The sequence below is a fragment of the Dorea sp. AM58-8 genome, assembly GCF_003464045.1.
GTDB classification, from domain to species: domain Bacteria; phylum Bacillota; class Clostridia; order Lachnospirales; family Lachnospiraceae; genus Claveliimonas; species Claveliimonas ammoniilytica.
The window spans coordinates 37,552-58,225 of the sequence record NZ_QSDM01000005.1; the positions used below are offsets into that span (position 1 = coordinate 37,552).

Annotated in this window: 16 protein-coding genes, 2 tRNA genes and 3 pseudogenes; 1 reads left to right on the forward strand and 20 read right to left on the reverse strand. The window is 43.0% G+C overall.

Annotated elements, in window-relative coordinates; translation table 11 throughout:
* Window positions 1–130 precede the first annotated feature (130 nt).
* From coaBC to ilvD, 12 genes and pseudogenes are all read right to left on the reverse strand, one after another.
* The gene (gene coaBC, locus DXA18_RS05610; protein ID WP_118383148.1) at window positions 131–1,324 is read right to left on the reverse strand and encodes a bifunctional phosphopantothenoylcysteine decarboxylase/phosphopantothenate--cysteine ligase CoaBC; all 1,194 of its coding nucleotides are present in this window, start codon (window positions 1,322–1,324) and stop codon (window positions 131–133) included.
* Between the two features lie 23 nt (window positions 1,325–1,347).
* Window positions 1,348–1,886 (reverse strand): annotated as a pseudogene (locus DXA18_RS17320) (nitroreductase family protein).
* Window positions 1,887–2,041: 155 nt separating this feature from the next.
* Window positions 2,042–2,941, reverse strand: coding sequence for a zf-HC2 domain-containing protein (locus DXA18_RS05620; protein WP_118383064.1), 900 nt, complete (start codon window positions 2,939–2,941; stop codon window positions 2,042–2,044).
* 2 nt (window positions 2,942–2,943) lie between these two features.
* The gene (locus DXA18_RS05625) at window positions 2,944–3,453 is read right to left on the reverse strand and encodes an RNA polymerase sigma factor (protein WP_118383065.1); all 510 of its coding nucleotides are present in this window, start codon (window positions 3,451–3,453) and stop codon (window positions 2,944–2,946) included.
* Window positions 3,454–3,549: 96 nt separating this feature from the next.
* A complete protein-coding gene (locus tag DXA18_RS05630) occupies window positions 3,550–5,328 on the reverse strand; it encodes a glycoside hydrolase family 2 protein (protein ID WP_118383149.1) in 1,779 nt (592 codons plus the stop codon).
* A gap of 172 nt (window positions 5,329–5,500) precedes the next feature.
* Complete coding sequence (locus DXA18_RS05635) at window positions 5,501–6,886, reverse strand: SLC13 family permease (RefSeq protein ID WP_118383066.1); 1,386 nt, start codon at window positions 6,884–6,886, stop codon at window positions 5,501–5,503.
* Window positions 6,887–6,956: 70 nt separating this feature from the next.
* Window positions 6,957–7,736, reverse strand: coding sequence for a sulfite exporter TauE/SafE family protein (locus DXA18_RS05640; RefSeq protein WP_118383067.1), 780 nt, complete (start codon window positions 7,734–7,736; stop codon window positions 6,957–6,959).
* Between the two features lie 368 nt (window positions 7,737–8,104).
* A complete protein-coding gene (locus DXA18_RS05645) occupies window positions 8,105–9,088 on the reverse strand; it encodes an ornithine cyclodeaminase family protein (RefSeq protein ID WP_118383068.1) in 984 nt (327 codons plus the stop codon).
* 48 nt (window positions 9,089–9,136) lie between these two features.
* Window positions 9,137–10,170 (reverse strand): annotated as a pseudogene (locus DXA18_RS05650) (proline racemase family protein).
* A gap of 18 nt (window positions 10,171–10,188) precedes the next feature.
* The gene (locus tag DXA18_RS05655) at window positions 10,189–10,416 is read right to left on the reverse strand and encodes a tautomerase family protein (protein WP_118383069.1); all 228 of its coding nucleotides are present in this window, start codon (window positions 10,414–10,416) and stop codon (window positions 10,189–10,191) included.
* Window position 10,417: 1 nt separating this feature from the next.
* Window positions 10,418–11,299: a sulfite exporter TauE/SafE family protein gene (locus DXA18_RS05660; RefSeq protein WP_118383070.1), complete on the reverse strand. Its 882-nt coding sequence runs from the start codon at window positions 11,297–11,299 to the stop codon at window positions 10,418–10,420.
* A 50-nt stretch (window positions 11,300–11,349) separates the two neighbouring features.
* On the reverse strand, window positions 11,350–13,029 hold the full coding sequence (gene ilvD / locus DXA18_RS05665) for a dihydroxy-acid dehydratase (protein WP_118383071.1): 1,680 nt from the start codon (window positions 13,027–13,029) through the stop codon (window positions 11,350–11,352).
* Between the two features lie 287 nt (window positions 13,030–13,316).
* Between ilvD and DXA18_RS05670 the strand changes: the two genes are divergently transcribed.
* The gene (locus tag DXA18_RS05670) at window positions 13,317–14,192 is read left to right on the forward strand and encodes a LysR family transcriptional regulator (protein ID WP_118383072.1); all 876 of its coding nucleotides are present in this window, start codon (window positions 13,317–13,319) and stop codon (window positions 14,190–14,192) included.
* A 79-nt stretch (window positions 14,193–14,271) separates the two neighbouring features.
* Here the strand turns inward: DXA18_RS05670 and DXA18_RS05675 are convergent, their stop codons facing one another.
* The 8 genes and pseudogenes from DXA18_RS05675 to DXA18_RS05710 all read right to left on the reverse strand — a co-directional run bounded on the left by DXA18_RS05675 (window position 14,272) and on the right by DXA18_RS05710 (window position 20,671).
* Complete coding sequence (locus DXA18_RS05675; protein ID WP_118383073.1) at window positions 14,272–15,279, reverse strand: ATPase P; 1,008 nt, start codon at window positions 15,277–15,279, stop codon at window positions 14,272–14,274.
* Between the two features lie 34 nt (window positions 15,280–15,313).
* A pseudogene (locus DXA18_RS17325) lies at window positions 15,314–16,758 on the reverse strand (carbon starvation CstA family protein).
* Between the two features lie 174 nt (window positions 16,759–16,932).
* Window positions 16,933–17,003, reverse strand: a tRNA-Cys gene (locus tag DXA18_RS05685).
* A 26-nt stretch (window positions 17,004–17,029) separates the two neighbouring features.
* Window positions 17,030–17,101 (reverse strand) — tRNA-Glu (locus DXA18_RS05690).
* Window positions 17,102–17,204: 103 nt separating this feature from the next.
* On the reverse strand, window positions 17,205–18,194 hold the full coding sequence (locus DXA18_RS05695) for a DUF3810 domain-containing protein (RefSeq protein WP_118383074.1): 990 nt from the start codon (window positions 18,192–18,194) through the stop codon (window positions 17,205–17,207).
* 5 nt (window positions 18,195–18,199) lie between these two features.
* Window positions 18,200–18,586, reverse strand: a complete 387-nt coding sequence (locus tag DXA18_RS05700) for a hypothetical protein (RefSeq protein ID WP_118383075.1) — start codon at window positions 18,584–18,586, stop codon at window positions 18,200–18,202.
* Window positions 18,583–19,551: an alpha/beta hydrolase gene (locus DXA18_RS05705; RefSeq protein ID WP_158567096.1), complete on the reverse strand. Its 969-nt coding sequence runs from the start codon at window positions 19,549–19,551 to the stop codon at window positions 18,583–18,585. The genes DXA18_RS05700 and DXA18_RS05705 overlap by 4 nt, the downstream gene beginning before the upstream one ends.
* An 88-nt stretch (window positions 19,552–19,639) precedes the next feature.
* Entirely contained in the window at window positions 19,640–20,671 is a 1,032-nt protein-coding gene (locus DXA18_RS05710; protein WP_118383077.1) for a Gfo/Idh/MocA family protein, read from the reverse strand.
* Window positions 20,672–20,674: the final 3 nt, after the last annotated feature.

Genomic DNA, 20,674 nt, shown 5'->3' on the forward strand with positions numbered 1-20,674 from the left:
GCTGCCGCCCGTCTATGAGTAAAATATACGCAGTTTTGCTGCGTCTGACATCGTTAGATGGCAGATTTTACGAATAGTCCGGGCGGGGCTGAATATCTTCCCAGCAGGCAGTAGCTCCGCTGCCGCCCGTCTATCCTATCTTTTCCATAATCTTATCAAGTATCACGCCTGCCACTTCTTCTTTTGACATGAGTTCCTGCTCTTCTGCGCCATTCTCAGTTATCAGCGTTACCACATTCGTATCTCCCGCGAATCCGGCTCCTGTCACCTTCAGATTATTGGCCACGATCATATCTGCATTTTTCTTCTTTAACTTTTGGGATGCATTCTCCAACAGATCCTGCGTTTCCATAGCAAAACCACACAAAAACTGTCCATCCCTCTTGTGCGCCCCGAGATACCCAAGTATATCCTGTGTCCGTTCCAATCCGATAGACATCTGATCATCCGACTTCTTGATCTTTTCCGAGCTGACAGTTGCAGGTCTGTAATCCGCTACCGCCGCTGCCTTGATAATAATATCTGCCCACTCGCTTCTCTCTGTAACTGCCTGAAACATATCTTCTGCACTGGTCACGCTAACCCGCTCCGCAAAAAGCGGTGCCGCAAGAGCCGTATGTCCACTGACCAGCACGACCTCCGCACCTCTGAACGCACTGATCTTTGCAAGACTATATCCCATCTTACCGGATGAATGATTGGTGATATAGCGTACCGGATCCAATGCTTCCTGTGTTGCGCCAGCTGTTACAAGCACATGCTTCCCTGCCATATCTTTTTCAAACGCACAGGCCATCAGAATATACTGAAATAATTCTTCTGGCTCCAGCATCTTTCCCTTACCGATGTCTCCGCAAGCAAGATGTCCGCTTGTCGGAAATGCAATCGTCATACCATATTCTTCCAGCTTACGGATATTATCCTGCGTCACCGGATTCTCATACATGCGAGTATTCATAGCCGGTGCTACGATCTTAGGACAATCACAGGCAAGAATAGTTGTAGTCAGCATATCGTCAGCCATACCATGTGCAATCTTCGCAATAATATTCGCCGTAGCCGGCGCGATCATCACTACATCAGCCTCTTTAGCCAGTTCTACATGCTCCGTACTATATTCGTGATTCCTGTCAAACGTATCCGTCAAACATCTTCTTCCTGTGAGTGACTCAAACGTCAGCGGAGCAATAAACTGTCTGGCGTGTTCTGTCATGATTACCTGTACCTGCGCTCCTGCTTTTACAAGAAGGCTTGTAAGTGTTGCACTCTTGTATGCTGCAATACCTCCTGTTACACCAAGAACTACTGTCTTCCCCTTCAACATAGCCATATTCTTATTCTCCTTCATTAACAGATCACCGCCACCTCTTCCACAGACTTTCTCTTTGGCATATCTGGTGATACAGTTCCATATCCCACACCAATCACAGATACTACCATCTGCTCCTCCGGGATACTCAAAATCTCATGCAGCTTCTTCTCATCGCGGATTCCCATAACCAGCGTTCCAATTCCCATCTCAGCCGCTTTCAACAGCAGATTTTCATTCGCCAGGCCAAGATCATAGACGCCCCAGCCATTGCCAAGTTCATTCGTTGGCTCTCCACTTCTTTCATAACCGGAGCGATTCTTAACCACTGCTGTAACAATCAACGCAGAAGCTCCCTCTACATTATTGGCATTAAATTCCGGCAGGCACTCAGTACGTACCTTTTCAAACATATCCTGAGAAAGTACACAATAATATCTTGCTGTCTGGCTGTTCTTCCATGATGCGCATAAATTGCTGCCTGAATCATTTCCCTGATCTGTTCCTCTGACACTTTCTTTTCTGCGTCATACTTTCTAATGCTGCGTCTTGATTCTATAACTTTCTGAAATTCCATACTGCCCTCCTGCTCTTCTGTCAAAATGATTAAGCTGTATTCTTATAATGCTAGCCTTATTTTAACACATGTCCCTGATTGAGACAATGAATTTTAGTTTACAGAGTCCGCAGGTGAATCTTCTTTATTTCACCTGCGGACTGCTTCTTTCAAATCTATTTTTCATTCACCAGTATCGGTACACCTGCATCCTCGTATATTCCATCCTGTGATGTCTGTTTCCCGATTTCTGCGATAATTTTGGCACTGTCCCAGCCCAGGCTCTCGCATTCTGCATATGCCTTTTCCACATTGCCATTCTCCAGATATGCACGAATTGCACGGTATTCAATTTCATCCGGTGCTTTTGCGATATCCTGGCCTTCATTCCAGATCACCTTTTTATCCGACATTGTCTTACCATAAAATACAACCTGTTTAGCATAACAGGTATACTCCTGCTTGGTTTCTTCTGATATTCCTTCTAATCTGACCGGAAATATGATGGTACTCTGCTTAATCTCCAGTGCAGAGACAGTCTCCCAGAAAGTTCTTCCTCGCATCCGATATTCCAGCGTCTGGTCTTCATTCTGATTGCTTAACTCTGCCGGATCCTGAAGCCCTGTCATGGATTGTATTCCAATACTCTTACTGCTCTTTAATACACAATATATATCACCACCTGCAAGCTGATACAATTGGGCTACTTCTACATCGTCGGACGCAATACCATAGAGCATTTCTGAATACCCCCACTCGCTATCCGTTATATGGTTGCAAAAAACATGTCCACCGATTATAACTGCCACAATCAATACGATACCGATAACTGCTTTCAATGTTGTTCGCCTTTTTATTTTTTTCATAATTTGAGACGCACTTTTCTGTATCTGAAGATCCGATTCTGTCTGGGTCTGCACCTGTATATCCTGCATTTTTTCAGACGCTTCATAGACCCATCTGCACTCCTGGCACTCTGCAATATGATCCTCCACCATTTTTCTGCTCTCTTCCTGCAGGCAGTCATCTTCATATAACACCAACAGATCCTGTACAATCGCACATTCCTTCTTCATATTCACCGTCCGCCTTTCTGCATCAACTGCTGAATCTTAATCTTTGCCCTGTGAAATGTCACCCTCGCCCAGCCTTCTTTTCGTCCGAACACCTCACCGATTTCACGGTATGACAATTCTCCTAATACCCGCAGAGTAAACACTTCTTTATATGGCTCTTCCAGGTCGTGCAGTATCCGGTAGATTTCCATGGATTCCTGCCGTCTCACCACCTGTTCATCCAACGCTCTCTCTAACTGGATACTCCTCAGCCTGTCCTCTTCCAGCTCTTTCGGACTATCGCTTATGACTTCACGCCTATGTTTTTTCTTCCAGGAAAAGTAAGTATGTTTTGCAATCTGACACAGCCATGTTCCCAACTGGCATTCTCCTTTAAACTTATGAATGGCTTTCATTGCACGAAAGAATGTTTCCTGCGTCAGTTCTTCCGCAGTCTCTCTGTTTCCATCCAATGACAGCAGATAATAATACACTTCTTTATAATATCGCGCATATATTTCTTCAAATTGCATCTCCTCACCCCCTTTGCCAATAAGACTCCGCACACAGCATTTCGTTACAGCAAATATAAATTTATTTGATTTTTTTAAAATCTGATATCCGAAATTTTATACCCGATCAATCTTCCTGATTTTCCTGTCATAGGTATAGACTCCATTCACTTCTTCTTCGATATCTGACCACTGCGTATAAACGCTGGCACAAAGTCCTTCTGGAATCAGTTCCCGCATCTTATCTGCCCGTTCTGTACAGCGTTTATTTAGCTCTTCTCTGGTCTTACATGCTCCATATCCGTATTGTTTTTCACACGCCGTATGTCCGCTTACCGGATAACTGTATCCTCCGTATTCCGATAATGCTGATGCGCGCTTTCTTTCCGGATGAATAAATAGTCCAAAGAAATAATTATGCAGGCTTGAGAAATCTCCGCCACCCTGATCAAACCACCCGCTCGCCTGATCGATCAGACGATCCGGATCCATTTCACGCAGAAGCCTTGTCATATCCTCCGTCTGGAACTGTCCCCAGCCTTCATTGAAGATTACCCAGGATGCGATGCTCGGATGTCCTTTCAGTACATACACCGTCTCACGCATTTCCCGGACAAACTCCAGACGTCCGGCCTTATTCTTTCTGGAAAGCAGGCTCGGATAAATGTCTCTCATCGGAATCTTAAGCCACGACATTACCGTTGCGAGGTAAGTCACAAACCAGTGCTTATATCGTTCCCCGCCATTTACCATATCCTGCCATACTACGATGCCAAGGCGGTCACAATGATAATACCATCTCTGCGGTTCGATCTTAATATGCTTGCGTACCATGTTAAATCCAGTCTTTTTCATTTCTGTAATATCAAAGATAAATGCCTCATCACACGGTGGTGTATACAATCCCTCCGGCCAATATCCCTGATCCAGCACACCATTCTGAAACTGTTCTTTTCCATTCAGACAGATACGTGGAAACCCTTCTGTCTCTGCATCCGGCTCCAGTGAAAACTTCTGCATGGCGAAATAACTGATTATCTGATCTTCACCCATTGTTACTTTGTAATAATACAGATACGGTTCTTCACATGTCCATAATCTGGCATCCGGAACAGGTATCTCAATCCATGCACTTGTGTTCCCTTTAGTTTCTGTTATCACCGTCTCAGGTATTCCAAACAGGCTAGAAACATCTTCTGCACATTTCATTGGCTCCGGATAAATCGCCGCTTGATGCACTGTAATCCGGCACTTCTGCTCCGGTTCAGACGCGTGAACACAGATTCTTACCACGTTCCGATCTATATCCGGTATTGCTTCCAGTTCTGTTATATATACTTCCGGTACGTATTCCATCCATACGGTCTGCCAGATACCGCTCTGAGACGTATAAAACATGCCGCCTGCTTTTAATTTTTGCTTTCCTTTGGCGTGATAAGATGTATCACTGCGATCTTTCACAGCTACTGTAAGTTCATTTGCCCCATCATGCACAGCATCGGTAATATCCAGTTCAAACGGAAGATATCCTCCCGTATGTCTGCCAGTCTGATGTCCATTCACATACACAACACATGCCTGGTCCACTGCTCCAAAGTGAAGAATCAGACGATGCTTCTTCAACTGTACTTCATTCACATCTATGGTACGCTTGTACCACAGATATTCCTCCGGCTGCAATTGACGATTCACTCCTGACAGTACTGCTTCCGGTGAAAATGGCACCAATATCTTTCCATCGTATTTCTCCGGCTTCTGAAAAGCATCCGTAAATGCATACTCCCAATATCCGTTCAGATTGATATATGAATCTCTGACAAGCAGCGGTCTTGGATACTCTGAAAGTACATGTTCCGGATCTATCTTCTTTCCCCATCTGGTATATAACTGCTTCATAAGCCATCCCCTTTCCCTGACATTTGTATATTTATTCTTATTATAATAACGCAGCTTCTCTGCATCAATCATAAATCGAGCAGGTTGACAACTACCCAACGTGCATAAAAAGAGCCCTTTATTCTTTCACAAAAGAACAAAAGACTCTTTCAAGAGAATATCTAATTATAATTTACAAAAATCCCATTAATTTCCACATCGGATACATCACTACAACAAATCCGACAATCATAATAACAGCTTTTAATGTCATTTCCTTTACAAAACGTCCCATAGACATCATTCCAAACTCATACATGATCAGATTACCAGCTGACTCATATGGGAAGAACAATACTTCGCAAGAGTACAGAAGCAACATACATGCTGTAACCGGACTCATTCCCAATGAAACTGCCATCTGCGCAAATGGGAGTGACAAACCTCCGAGCATCGCATACGGCGTCATAAAAAGATTTGCGATCATTCCGATAATGATAAATGCCAGACATACAAACAACATTCCTTTTCCCTGTAATGCAGGTACCGCAATTGATGTAAGGAAATCTCCGAATCCAACGGCAGCTCCCGCAATACCAATTTCCAGACAAGATGACACAAAAAATACCGTTGTAAAGTTAATCTTTTTAACCGTTCCTTCATTTCCAATACCGATTCCCGGTAAAAATACAAGTACTGATATTACCATGAATCCATATGCTGCCGGAAGACCCGTGATTCTTGTAGAGCAAAGATACACAAGAAGAATCAGCACCAGAATAATACCTCTTTTTTCTTTGCCAGTAATATGACCGAGACTTTTATAATGTTCTTCCAGTATTTCCTTGCCAGCACTGGTCTTCAGATCCTTGGTATGATATACCTTCATCAGGATCAAGATACAAATAATACACCATAGGATGAACCATCCATTGTATTTCAACGAAGAAGTCATTGTCATAGTATAGTCCGGAATAAACTCGCGCACAGATCCTTCTATGATAGAAAAGTATCCTGGATAATACAGACACACGGTACATCCAGTTGCACCGATTGTACCAGCAAAACACAACAGTGCAGATTCTTTTGATGGCTTTAATCCCATTGCCTTACATACACCATATACCAGTACACTGGCAACCAGCCATCCATTACAGAATGTAATCAGGTTCAGGATAATGCCTATTACAAAGCAGGCAAATACTGTTCCTACATATGTTCCTCCACATTTTGTAATGATAAAATATGCAATTCGTTCCAGAAGTCCACATTCCTCCAATACAGCACTGAACACCAGTCCACCAAGTACCATCCAGACGGTAGTATTGGTCCATGAGCCAAATGCAACTTCCACCGGTGCCAGACCTGTAACCAGATATAACGTTGGCAGCAAAATCGAAGCAGCCAGTTTCGGTATCAACTCAAACGCTATAATCAAAATTACAAACACCGTAATCATAAAGAATTTTCTAAGATCCTCTGTAAACATTCCCTGTACAGGGATTACTCCAATGATCAGTGGCAGGAGGATTGTCACCCCCCAACCGATGATCGTTTTTTTATTTGTATTTTTTTCCATCGTCTCTCAATCCATTTCTAAATTTTTTACATGATTTTGTATAACTTAGAAATCTGCCATCAGGCAACTATTACAGCGCAAGTAAGCTTGTGATCAGCATGTTTGCTCCAACAAACAGCAATACACAATATACGATACGCAGGAAAGTCTCTTTATTAATTTTCTTCAGGAATGCCATACCCACAAAGAAACCAACTGCTGCCATCGGTGCACCAACCGCAAGTGCACTCCACAAATGCGGTGTAACTACGCCGCTTCTGAACTGTGAGAATGCATTCCATGTATTCAAAATAACCCATACCATATTCATAGTATTTCTGAATTTTTCTTTTTCTTTTACAGCAGAGATCGTATATACTGTAATCAGTGGTCCTCCAATGTTGAACGCACCGTGTACAACGCCACCGAGAATCAGACATCCATAACGAAGCACTTTCTTAAATGTTGTATCTGCTTCTTCTTCCTCATTCTTCTTCAGAACAAGCGGCTTGATAATATGTTTGTAAATATTCATCAATGCAATAAAAGTAACCATTCCACCAATACAGATTTTAGCTACTACAGGACTGATCGCATGGAACAGATAGTTTCCTACGAGAATACCCGGCATACACAATACTATGATCTTGGCAAGATCCTTCCATGAGACTTCTTTAAATGCCTTAATACCAAGAAAATATAAGAATGGAAGTGTGATCAATGTTCCGTACGGAACACCTTCTGTCGTTCCCAGTAAACCATTTGTAACTGCCGCAGCGATTACGGTACATCCAAACCCTGTACATCCCTGTACAAAGAAACCTACAATTTGCATCAAACCAACAAGTACAAAATTAAATTCAAAAGTCATAATTTACCCCCTAAAGTTGTTTAATTTATTATGTGTTGTCTTTACTATCCTCCTTTTGTTTTTCTTTTGTTTGAATTCGCTATTCAATTTCTGTTAAAAGAATATCAAACAATCCTTTCTCAGAAAAGTAGCTACTCGGGTGGGATTCCATAGGGAATATTACCCATTTTTCCAGGTCGTTTATAAGAATTAGGTAATTTACCCGATATTTTTTTAACACAGTGCTCCGCTTCTATCATATATTTTCTCTTATTCAACCTTTTTTTGTTAAATATCTTTACATGCAAAAAGCAGATGACAAATATCATCTGCTTTCAGCACACACTATTTACAATTTTATTCACCTAATCTGTCATAGTTAACCGGGCTTATCCCCAGACAAGTCCTTTTCCTGCTTCTACGGCCTTATCATAGATTACCTTTGCAGCCACCAGATCCTGTGCAGCCACTCCGACAGTCTCATATACAATGATCTCGTCGTCATTCTCTCTGCCTTTAATCTTGCCATTGATCACATCTCCAAGGCTTCCCTGGATATCATCTTCTGTAATAATTCCGTCAGCAATCGGGATCAGCAAGTCTCCTGTCTCAGACAGCGCTGCTTCTTTGGAATCACAGATAATCTTAGATGCTCTTGGCAGGATAGCCGGATCCATCTCGTGTTTATGAGGCTCATAGGTACCTACGCAACTGATTGTTGCACCGGCCTTTACTTTTGTTCCGTCAAACACCGGCTTTGGTGAAGGTGTAACCGTAATGATCAGATCTGCATCCTCGATACATTCATCTGAGCTTGCTGCCGGAAGGATCTTGGCGCCATAAGAAGCTAGTTCTTCCTGCATCTGTTCTGCAAATGCCTTACACCTCTCCTCATTCAGGTCAAAGATCTTCACTTCTTCAAGCTTCCTTGCCGCAAGCATTGCCTCAAGCTGAGTCGCTGCCTGTCCGCCTGTACCGATCATAGCTCCTTTTTTGCAGTCCTTCTTAGCCAGCAGATCAAACGCCGCACCAGAAGACGCACCCGTTCTGAGCTGTGTCACATAAGTACCGTCAAGCATCGCGATCACGTAGCCTGTCTTTCCATCAATCAGCATTACCTGCGCCGGTGACGTCATAAGTCCATTATCAATATTGTGTGGAAAAATGTTAATGACCTTCATTGCTGCTGCATCCATCTCTGGTGCATATGCCGGCATAAACAAAAATGCTCCGTCATATTTACCGTTGACAACTGTACGAAGCGGTGTATCCACTGTACCGTCCACTACCATTTTAAAGGCCTTTTTATCCGCTTCGATAATATCCTTCATTGTAATTACACTTTTAATATCTTCTCTGGAAAGCAATAACATAATAATCTAATCCTCCAATTGCAATATCATCCATTTTGTTATCTGTTTTTATCCGATCAGGAATCCATACTTCAGCGGATCCTTGCCGTCGATCAGATAGGTAGCCACGCCGGTCAGATAACAGCTTCCTGTTACCTTCGGCACTACTGCATCATAATCTGCCACCTTGGTCACTTCTTTGATCTCACCCTTAAACAGTGAACCCATGAAGCTCTCGTATACAAATGGCTCACCTACGCCAATCTCACCCCACTTATATAGTGTTGCAAGTTTCGCACTCGTTCCCGTACCGCATGGAGAACGATCGGCCTGCGCATCGCCAAAGATAACCACATTACGCATATCTGCTTTATCCGGATTCGGTGTCGGACCGTAGAACTCTACCAGATCCACAGTATCAATATCCAGTTCCGGATGTTTAACCGGAATCTTCTCATTGACTTCTTTCAGTATTTTCATACCAAGTGTTGTATATGCAGGAACTGTCTTTGCATTGATCGGTCCGATATCCAGCTGTTCGCTGTCTACCAATGCGAAGAAACTTCCACCAAATGAAATGGTAAAATGAATCTCTTTGCCGTCAATCGTTACTGTCTGATTCTCCAGATATACAAATGCCGGCACATTAGTCAGAGTTACACTCTCTACCTTTCCATCTTTCACCATGGCTTTTGTTCTTACGATACCTGCCGGAGTATCCAGCACAACCTCATTCTCACCCTCATGGGACTCGATCATACCCGCCTCGATAACAACCGTTGTTGTACCAATTGTACAGTGTCCGCACATATTCAGAAATTCACCTGTCTCCATGAATACAACGCCAAAATCCGCTTCCTCATGTACCGGCTCGCAAAGTACTGCACCAAACATATCATGATGTCCGCGCGGCTCTAACATCAATGCTGTACGGATGTAATCGCAGTTCTCCTCCAGCCATTTTTTCTTTTCAATCATCGTGTTGCCTTGCGGTTCCGGGATACCGCCTACCAGAATTCTACAAAACTCTCCCATGGTATGCGCATCCACGACCTCAGTTGCTCCTCAAACCGGTCAAAATTGACATTTATCTTGTAATCCATTGCCGTGTGCCTCCAAAATCACTTAAAATTAATATATTTTGAGTCGATCAATAACTCATCCTTTTTGAAGCTTGCTTTCGTCTCTGCTTCAAACTTGTCCGGTGCAATTTCTTCCATAGATACGGAAATATCGTCCGGTGACCATACACCTGATTCCTCAGCAAGTGCCTTTCTTACTGCCTTTGCCAGATTCTCTTTCATTTCTTCACTTTTTCCTGGATATAATTTTACACTGATATGTGGCATATTAATTTTCTCCCTTTTTCTTCTCTTTCTGATTTGATACAACAAAGCTGATTGCCATGTAGATCAGTACTACTGCAACGATATATGTCAGAATTGTTGTTGGCATAGATTTGACAATAAAATACGCGATCAATACACCAATGACACCGGTAATGCTCATGATGACTGCTGCATCTCTATTGTATCTTCCAGACTTCACAAATTCGAGACTTGCAGGCGGCATCAGCAATGCGCAGGAACCCATCATAATCGGAAATGCAACAGTAATATTCATTCCCACTAATGCGCAGAGCGCCATACATGGTGCATAAAGACCTACTCCCGCACACATCAGCATGCCAAGGATAAAGTTAATAGCAACTGACAAGATCAACTTGCCGCCACTGAGTCCTGTTGCCGTTCCTAACATACCGAATGGTCCAAATCCATTGACTTTCATTACCAGCAGTACTGCCACACACGGAAGCGTTACTGACAGAATCATACGGATCTTCTGAACCGGGAGCTTTGTAATTACTTTTGATCCCACAATGCCGCCAAGCATTGCTGCTATCAACATAGAGAATAATGTAACCGGCTCTACTTCCACGATTTTCAGAAACAGCAGTGCTTCCACACCTACCGGGATGGCAAAGATAACATTGCCATTACCCGGAAGTTCTTCATCCGGACTAAGCTTGGTAAATTTGAAAAATGCTGCCTGTGTCGCATTACTTCCAACTCCCAGCGTATCCAGAAGATTTAGTATAAACCCCATAATTCCATAAAGAACTTTTGTCTTCATCGGAACATCCTTCGAGCCATTTTCTCTGCCGTCTTTCACCAACAGATAGAAAAACCATACAACAAACACTACGATTGCTATTCTTAATATTGTAATCATACCCGTTCCCCAATCTATCCTTTCTCACTATGCGTAATCGTTAACAGTAACTATTCGTGAAGGTAACCATAATCTGCATCCAGTGCCCATGGCTGCATTGCTCCGCCTTCTTCCGCCGGTCTGCAGTTCTGAGCATAGATGTTCAGCACACCCTTCTGCTGCTTGAGTGGTGGACGCACCCATGATTTTCTTCTTTCAGCCAGCACCTCATCAGATACCAGAAGATTTACAGTACCTCCTGCAATATCCATCTCAATCTCATCACCATTCTCTATCAGTGCAATCACGCCGCCATCATATGCTTCCGGAGAAACATGACCAACAATTGCTCCATAATTAAATCCAGAGAAACGTGCATCTGTGATCAAACCAACTTTCTTATCCAATCCAAGTCCGATCAGTGCATCAATACTGAGCATCAGCTCCTTCATACCAGGTGCTCCTTTACAGCCTTCGTAACGGATAACCAGAATATCTCCCGCCACGATCTCGCCAGCCATGATTGCCTTATATGCATCCTGGTCACATTCATATACTTTTGCTGCGCCTTTAATATACATTACTTCTTCGTAGACAGCTGTCGGACGTACAATTGCTCCTGCCGGAGATATGTTGCCGCGGAGAATCTTAAGTCCCGGCTCCTTTGCTACCGGATCTTCCATCGAATGGATCACCTTATTCGGCTCACTCTTAACCGTATCCAGAATCTCACCCCAGGTGTTTCCATACATGGTCGGCGCATCTGTATGAAGCTTACCGGCAAGCTGTTTCATCACCTGCTTCACACCGCCCGCATAATGGAAATCTACAACCGTATACGGACCACTTGGGATAACCGCGTTGATACAGTAAATCTCTTTTGCGTATTTTTCAAAATCTGCTAATGTGATCTTAATTCCCAACTCATATGCATATGCCAGAATGTGGAGCACCGCATTGGTAGATCCGGCGACTGCCATATCAAACATGATCGCATTTTCCAGAACATCTTTCGTGATCAGCTCTTTTGGTGTTCTTCCAGATTTGGCAAGCTGTACCATATATTTTCCGGCTGCTCTTGCGGCACGAAGTCTTGCATTATCCGATGCAGGAATTGTAGATGTGCCAGGCATTACAAGGTTCAATACCTCTCCCAACATCTGCATGGTATTGGCTGTTCCCATGGATGGACATGCACCAAATGATGGACATACACATTCTTCCATATCAAATAATTCTTCTTCAGATGCCCCAGAGAATCTTGCCGCATCGAGGTCCGCTTCTACAACTGTCTTTCCACAGTGATTACCGGCCTGCATAGATCCACCGGTCACTACCATAGCCGGGATATCCAGTCTGCACGCTGCCAGATAACATCCGGCAATGATCAGATCACAGGAAGCCACACAACAGATAGCGTCAAAGTTATGTATTCTGGACACAAATTCAATGGACATTGCTACGATATCTCTTCCTACCTGTTCGTACTTCATCTCATCAGCACCATTGGCCACATTACCACAAGTAGCCGGAATTCCAAATTCTACCGGAATTCCTCCTGCTGCCCAGATTCCTTCTTTCACAGCCTCTGTCACCTGTCTCAGATGTGCCGTTCCCGGAGAACCTGCCATATAGGAATTCGGTACTCCGATGTGTGGTTTCTTGCGGATATCCTCATCTGAATAACCCGCTGCCTTCATCATAACTCTTCGATGTGCTGCTTCTGCTCCGTTCCAATAACTGTAACCCATGTGATTACCTCCTTAAGATTTGTATTTTTTACGTCCGTACGGTTTTATCTTCTGGTCACATAGTATGCTATTTTTTTAACATTGAAAAGCTCGCAAAAATAATATAACAATTCAGTTTTCCTTAAGTTTAATGAATTTCCATTATTTATGCTCTATTTTTCAGTTATTTTAATATCATCATTCAGAAAACTTAATGAATAATATCGATAGATGAATTGATTATTAATGATATTTTTTATAAAATATGATAGAAAGATAACATTCTTCATCAGAACGGAGGTTCTTACATGTCAAAATACGATATAATTCTCGATGTTTACGAGACTCAAAGCATTTCAAAAGCAGCAGCCAAACATAACTACACACAATCCGCCGTCAGTCAGACAATCCGTAATTATGAAAAAGAAATCGGGCTTAAATTATTTAAGCGTTCCAAAAACGGAATGGAACCACTACCCGGAACAGAACCTATTTTTACCGAGCTGAAAAATATGCGTGCCTGCAATGAACGTATCGGGCAGATTGCAGCCAATATCAACAATTTAAACAGCGGTTTTATACGCATCGGTACGATTCAAAGTATTGCTTACCACTGGCTTCCCGGTGTATTGAAGAATTTTTCATCCGAATATCCAAACATCACATTCCAGCTTTATGTAGATAGTTTTCAACGGCTTACTGAAAAAATCCACAAAAAAGAACTGGACTGTATTTTTGTTTCACAATACGTAGCCAAAGATCTTCCATGCCTTCCTATAGGAATAGATGAGCTTGTGTTGGTCACTTCCCTGGATCACCCACTGGCCAATAAACTGACTGTATCTTTTGCTGATATTGACGGTCAGGATTTTATCCTTTCGGCAGATGACTTTGACTACGAGACCGGTAAATTATTGCGCATGAACCACATTATACCTAATATAAGATTCCGCATTAACGAGGATTACACTGCCATTAAAATGGTAGAACAGGGTTTCGGCATTACCGTACTTCCAAAACTCTTATTGCATAACATCCCGTTCAACGTCTGTGTCCGTCCATTTACCGAACACTTGCGCAGGAACCTGGTCGTTGCCTATTCTGAGACTCCTGAACCGACCCCTGCACTGAATAAATTCCTAACATTCGCCACCAAAGGAAATAACGAATGTAAATTAATATAACAGCAACATAACGGCAAACAAAAAAAGCCTGAGACCACATGACCTTATACTTCATGTAATCTCAGGCTTTTCATTTACATTACTTATAATCCATTACGAGAAACATTGGTTTGATTGCAATAATCTCCTCATATTCCTCCTGTTCAACTATAACGCTTGAATTCAACGCTTTCAGATCTTTTTTCAGAATCTGCAATGCTTCCGGAATCGTTCTTGCACGTCCTGTTCTCAGAATCATCTGCATCCTTTCCAACACGATCGGATGCGCATAATGCGCAGGCACCGGAAAATCCGGATAATCCTTAATATAATCTTCCATCGCACGAATAGAATCTGCCAATTGCTTTTCTATATAGTTGCGGTTATTTCTGGATGTAGGAAGCACATTTGCTCCTGCAAACAGGAAGATTGCCGCCAGACCAAACAACAGGAAATACATTCCGAATCCCGCATGCGTCAGCAACGCCCAGACACCATATACGAATGCACCGGCACCCATAATAACAACGGCAAGTGCCACCCATTTATATGCCGGATTGCTTCTGTCATAGATTCGCTTCTTCTTAGCAGACTGGCTGAGATCCACATAAATATCAGACTGATTTTTCAGAAATTTTTCTGCCTGTTCCAGTCTGTCAAGACACTTCCTTGTCTCTGCAGTTACATTGACCTCTCGCTGTCTTTCCGCAAGCCTTCGTTCTTTCTCTGCCAGCTTACGTTCTGCCTCCACACTATGCACCGGGATGTCCGGATACGCTTCCTCTATATAAGCAAGGAACCTGTCCACATCTTCTTCGTGTTTGAAATTGCATTGCTTTTCCTGACCATTGCCATATGCAACCACAAGATAGGATAATGTTCCAAATACTCCTTTTCCCGTGAAGCCGCCTTTACTCATTGCAACCCTTTTAAAAATCCTCCTTACAGAACGAATCGGTATGTAATATATTCTGTCAATATAAAAACTATTCAAATATAACGCTTTCTCACCAATTCCACAAGGTCCGATCTTTCTACAGTTCTTCTTATCAATCAGTAATTCGTCATCCGGAATGGATATCTCTCCTAATCTATGTGGTTTAAACATATTATCATCTCGTTTCTATCTTATTCTTATGCTCTTATGCCTGCTCTTTCATCGGCTTCTTTGTCGCATGGATAAAAATACCCAGGAACAATACTGCAAATATAATACCTGCCGGATAAGCTACTGCTGTAGATAATCCCAGACACTCTTCTGCACAGGTGAAATAAGTTACAGAAACCGCGCTCATAAATGTTGCCGGAACTGCTGTGATCCAGTAATTCTTCTTCTCACGGAACAGATACATGCTGGCTGTCCACAGAACGATCATAGCCAGTGTCTGGTTGGTCCAGCTGAAGTATCTCCATACGATGGAATAATCCAGATGTCCTACAAATGCGCCAACAGCAAGAAGCGGAACACACAATACCAGTCGTTTCTGCATCTTACCCTGATCAATCTTGAACCAGTCTGCAAGTACCAGTCGTGCGCTACGGAACGCTGTATCACCGGAAGTAATCGGACAGGCAATAACACCAACCATGGCAAGTGCAACACCTGCAGTACCCATTGTCTTGATACATACATCATAGATAGCTGCTGACTGTCCATTAGCAAGAATATCATTCAATCCTGTGCTAAGTCCACCTGTCACTTTGTAAATAGCACATCCTGCTGCTGCCCAGATCAATGCGATTACACCTTCAGCAACCATGGCACCATAAATACGAAATGGCCCTGCTTCTCAGACTTCATACACCGTGCCATAAGTGGTGACTGTGTTGAATGGAATCCGGAAATAGCTCCACACGCTACTGTGATAAACATAAAGCTCCAGATTGGCTTGCCTGCCGGATGCATATTGGTAAAATGGCTCCAAATCTCAGGAATCGTGTAACTTGGATTTGTAAAGATACCAAAGATAACACCAATTGCCATGATAATCAGGCAGATACCAAAAATCGGATAAATACGACCTATAATCTTATCAATAGAAATAAATGTTGCAATAAAGTAATATGCCAGGATGATCCACAGCCATACTTCCGGATTAGCAAATGCACCGGTAACTCCTTTATTGCTAAGCAACGTAACAATCAGTCCTGCCGGTCCTACTGCAAATACCGTACCAACCATAACCAGAAGTACTACACTGAATACACGCATGACATTCTTCATTACATTTCCAAGATAAATACCACATACCTCTGAAATAGATGCTCCTCCATTTCTTTCAGAAAGCATACCTGAAAAATAGTCATGTACACCACCGGCAAAGATTGTACCGAATGTAATCCATAAAAATACAACCGGTCCCCACAATGCACCTTGCATTGCTCCGAAGATTGGTCCCAGTCCTGCGATATTAAGCAGCTGTACCAGGAACAACTTCCACTGTGGCATTACCACATAGTCAACACCATCATTGATCCTGACTGCCGGTGTCTCTCTGTCATCCGGCGCAAATGTGTTTTCTACCACTTTTCCATAAACGAAATAGCCTCCTATAAGAAGCGCTAAGCAAATGATGAAACTAATCATACAAACACCTCCAATGTTCTCTAATTCTTAACATTTTCTTAACCGATTCTTATTATAGGCTTATTTCATAAAAGTTCAAGTGATTTTATAAAATTTTCGTTAACTTTCTACAATTTTCTGTGTAATAGCTTATCACGCAAAAAAACCTCAGGAAATTTCCTGAGGCTTCTTAAGAGGCGCCAACCAGATTTGAACTGGTGATAGAGGTGTTGCAGACCTTTGCCTTACCACTTGGCTATGGCGCCTTAACATATAATGCACTCTTGTGCAGTGACTCCACCGGGAATCGAACCCGGGTTACCGCCGTGAAAGGGCGATGTCTTGACCGCTTGACCATGGAGCCATATCGTCACCGCTCAAGCAGTGACCGTTAATTATATTAACATAGCTTTTTATAAAATGCAAGTGTTTTTTCTTTTTAATTTAAATATTTATGTTCAGAGTTTTTATTCTTCCCACAGATAATACGCTACTACCAGATCCGCCATCCTTCCGTAACTCTGTACGCCATCTTTTTGTCCATTCGCCTTAAGGTAATTATCATTGATCTGCTCCGACACTTCTGCCACAGCGCCGTCCCATTTGTCCCAGAATTTGCTGTTTTCCCTCAGATCTACGTCTGCTTCCTCTGACAATATCTCTCGAATTTCTGACCATGCCGCCCGGTCTTCTTCATATAGCACATTCATACAATGAATCCACCCCAGCATACTGCCGCTGTACTGCAGTTCTGTCTCCGGCGCATCCTTACATGCCAGCCATGCGATAAAATTCGCTTCTTCCTCCTGCATAAATCCTCGCAGATGGGACAATTCATGACATGCCGTAAATGGAATATTATAAGGCGTCATATCCTGATTATAATTCGCCTCCACAGTAAACGGCGAATAAATCCCTGTCAGATTCTGCACTGACAGAAACGCCGAAAAAGCAAGCGGCTTTGGCTTTGGATAATAACCTGCCAACACGTCCCACTTTTCACCCAGACGCTCCATTGCAGCAACCGCTTCTTCTCGCTCATTACCGCTCAGCACCATCACGCCATCCGCATCTCGTTCCACTTGTCCGGCATATGTATTAACTCGTTCTGTCAGCTCCATACACACGCCTTTTAACTCATCCACCGTATAAGTGTCTGCTTTTAGTCCGATACTCTCCGCGAAGGAATTCCTGTGATAATTAATCCCACAGTTTGTCATATATAAGGCCGCCAGAATCAGTGCTATTATGCCAAGCCTCCGTAAATACCGGAGTCCTTCTTTTTTATCTGCTTTCTTCTTTATTAACCGGTATATGATCCGCACTAACGATCCAACAAGCAACAAAATCCCTGCATATAACAAAAACTCTGCCACGGAAAATGGAAATATACCAAAGAATCTTCCTATCAGCGATACAATCCACGGATAGATATGTTCCGAATACCACTGTGCCATACTCGTTACTCCACCGCTGCTACAGGTTCACATCCGCACACCTGAATAAAGAAGCGGTAAATCTCCGGCTCCTGATTGGATGTAACGAATAAGCTTTTCTCTTCTTCTGCTTCTATCAGCAGATAATTTCCTGTTTTCCCCTGTTCAAACCAGAGTCTGTAATTCACAGGACGATGCTTGCCAAGCTGGTATGGTATCTTCGTAATGGCAAATGTATATGTACCTGTATTTTTCTCAAATGTATATTTGATATTGTCCTCAAACCTCGGATGCTCCAGCAGTTCGACAATCTCACTTGCAGACTTATCAAGGCGGAATACCAGTCTCTTCTTTTCTTTCTTTAAAAATGCCACTTCCGGCACCTCCTTCATAGGATTTGTGCTGTCGATCATTCCGACCTCTCAGTTTCTCTGTCAGTTTCGCATCCGATTTTCTTCATAAATGCAGATACCGTTTCCCGATATCCCTCATAATCTACCATATAGCTCAAGGTATGTCCAGCCCCTGGTACAGTAAAGATCATCTTTTCAGATGCGCATGCTTCATAATTTCTCCGGCTCATCTCGCATGGTACCAGACGATCATCCTCGCCATGGATAAACAATACCGGAACCTTACATTTTCGAAGCACTTCCTCTGTATTTCCGTCTTCCAGATCAAAATGTCCAAACAGCTTCGCCCCCAGCCTTGCCAACGGATACATGATCTTCACCGGTAGTCCGCGGTCTCCTGACACCTTCTGTACAATCTCCTTCGGAGAGGTATATCCACAGTCTGCCAGAATGCCTTTTACTGTATTCGGCAAATCAAGCCCTGCTGCCAACAATACGATAGCAGCTCCCATGGAAATGCCGCCAAGCACAATTTTCGTGTCTTCCCCAAACCGTTCTGTCGCATACTTTGTCCACTCCAGACAATCGTATTGTTCTTTGATACCAAAGCTTAAAACTCTTCCTTCACTTTTTCCGTGTCCGCGCTCATCTACAAGGATCACATTATGTCCTGCCTCTCTGGCAAGCCAGAATCCACCACAAAAATCGCGTTCTGCCGCACCATGATAACCATGGAACAATATCTCTAACGGTGCGCCTGGCTTCTGTTCATAATACTTGCCATACAATTTCAATCCATCCTGCGACCTAACACTCACCTCTTCATACGGAAGTTCCCTGATTTTCTCCCTCAGTTCCTCTGCCTGCTCTTTATACGGCTGATACTGAGACCCTGACGGGAATTTCACCTGTTCCGGTCTTTTCTTTGGACACACGAATACCTGCCTGTAAATCAATGCTGTCATCATGGCTGCACTTCCTGTCACTCCTGCCAGCACAGCCCAGATACCTTTTCGCGCTTTCATAACATCACTCCTGTCATATATCATTCTATAGAAAGCGGGCGGGATACGCTCCATATCCCGCCCTTATACCTTTACTCTCTATTCAATCTTAGTATTCGATTTCTACCGGAACACCCTTCTCTGCAGACTCAAGAATAGCCAGAATAGCAATCGCTGTCTTTCTGGAATCTTCCAGCGTTACACGGAATTCTCTTCCGTCAACCAGTCTGTCTACAAAATCACGGATACTCTCATAAGAAAGTCCCTTACACTTATCAAACACCATGTTAGATACCAGAACATCCGGTACGCTTGATGACTCTTCTGTAATCTCCTCGATCATATTGTGAGCAGACAGGTTCAGTTTCATCATACCTTCTGTGCACATTACATCACAAAGGAAGTCATTCACATTTCTGTTACCATTTGGTGTAACCCATCCATTCTCCATCTGAGCTACTACACCGTTCTCAAATTCGATTGTAGTCAGATAAATATCCGGAACATCTACTCCTCTTTCTTTCAGAAGTCCTTCTCTCTTCACTGAGTATACTCTCTTAGCTTCAGAATCAACTAACCATCTCAGAGAGTCAAGACTGTGGCTTCCCAAGAACCAGAGAATAGAAGATTTAGCAGCCCATGAAAGCATATCTGTAGCCACCCACTTCACATCACTGTGACGAATATATGCTGTGTATGGTTTGCCAAGCTTACCGGAAGCAATCTCCTGTTTTGCTTTGTTAAATGGAGCATTCCATCTGTTGTGAAGGTCTACCATGCAGCGTACACCATTACGTTCTACTGCTTCACAGATACGGTCAATATCTTCTCTTGTAGTTGCCAGTGGTTTCTCGATCAGAATGTCTTTACCGGCATCAGCCATTGCGCAGGCAATATCCGCATGTGCAAAATCCGGTGTAACAATTGCTACTGCATCGATCTCAGGATCTGCTGCCAGTTCCTTATAGTCAGTATATACTTTGCGGATTCCGTATTTATCTGCGATCGCTTGAGCTTTTTCTTTGTTCATATCACAGATAGCAACCGGATCAGCGCAGATATGCTCTGCGTAAATTGACGCATGTGTTGCTCCCCATGTACCAGCTCCAACAATACCCATTCTAATCTGTTTTAATTCCATAAT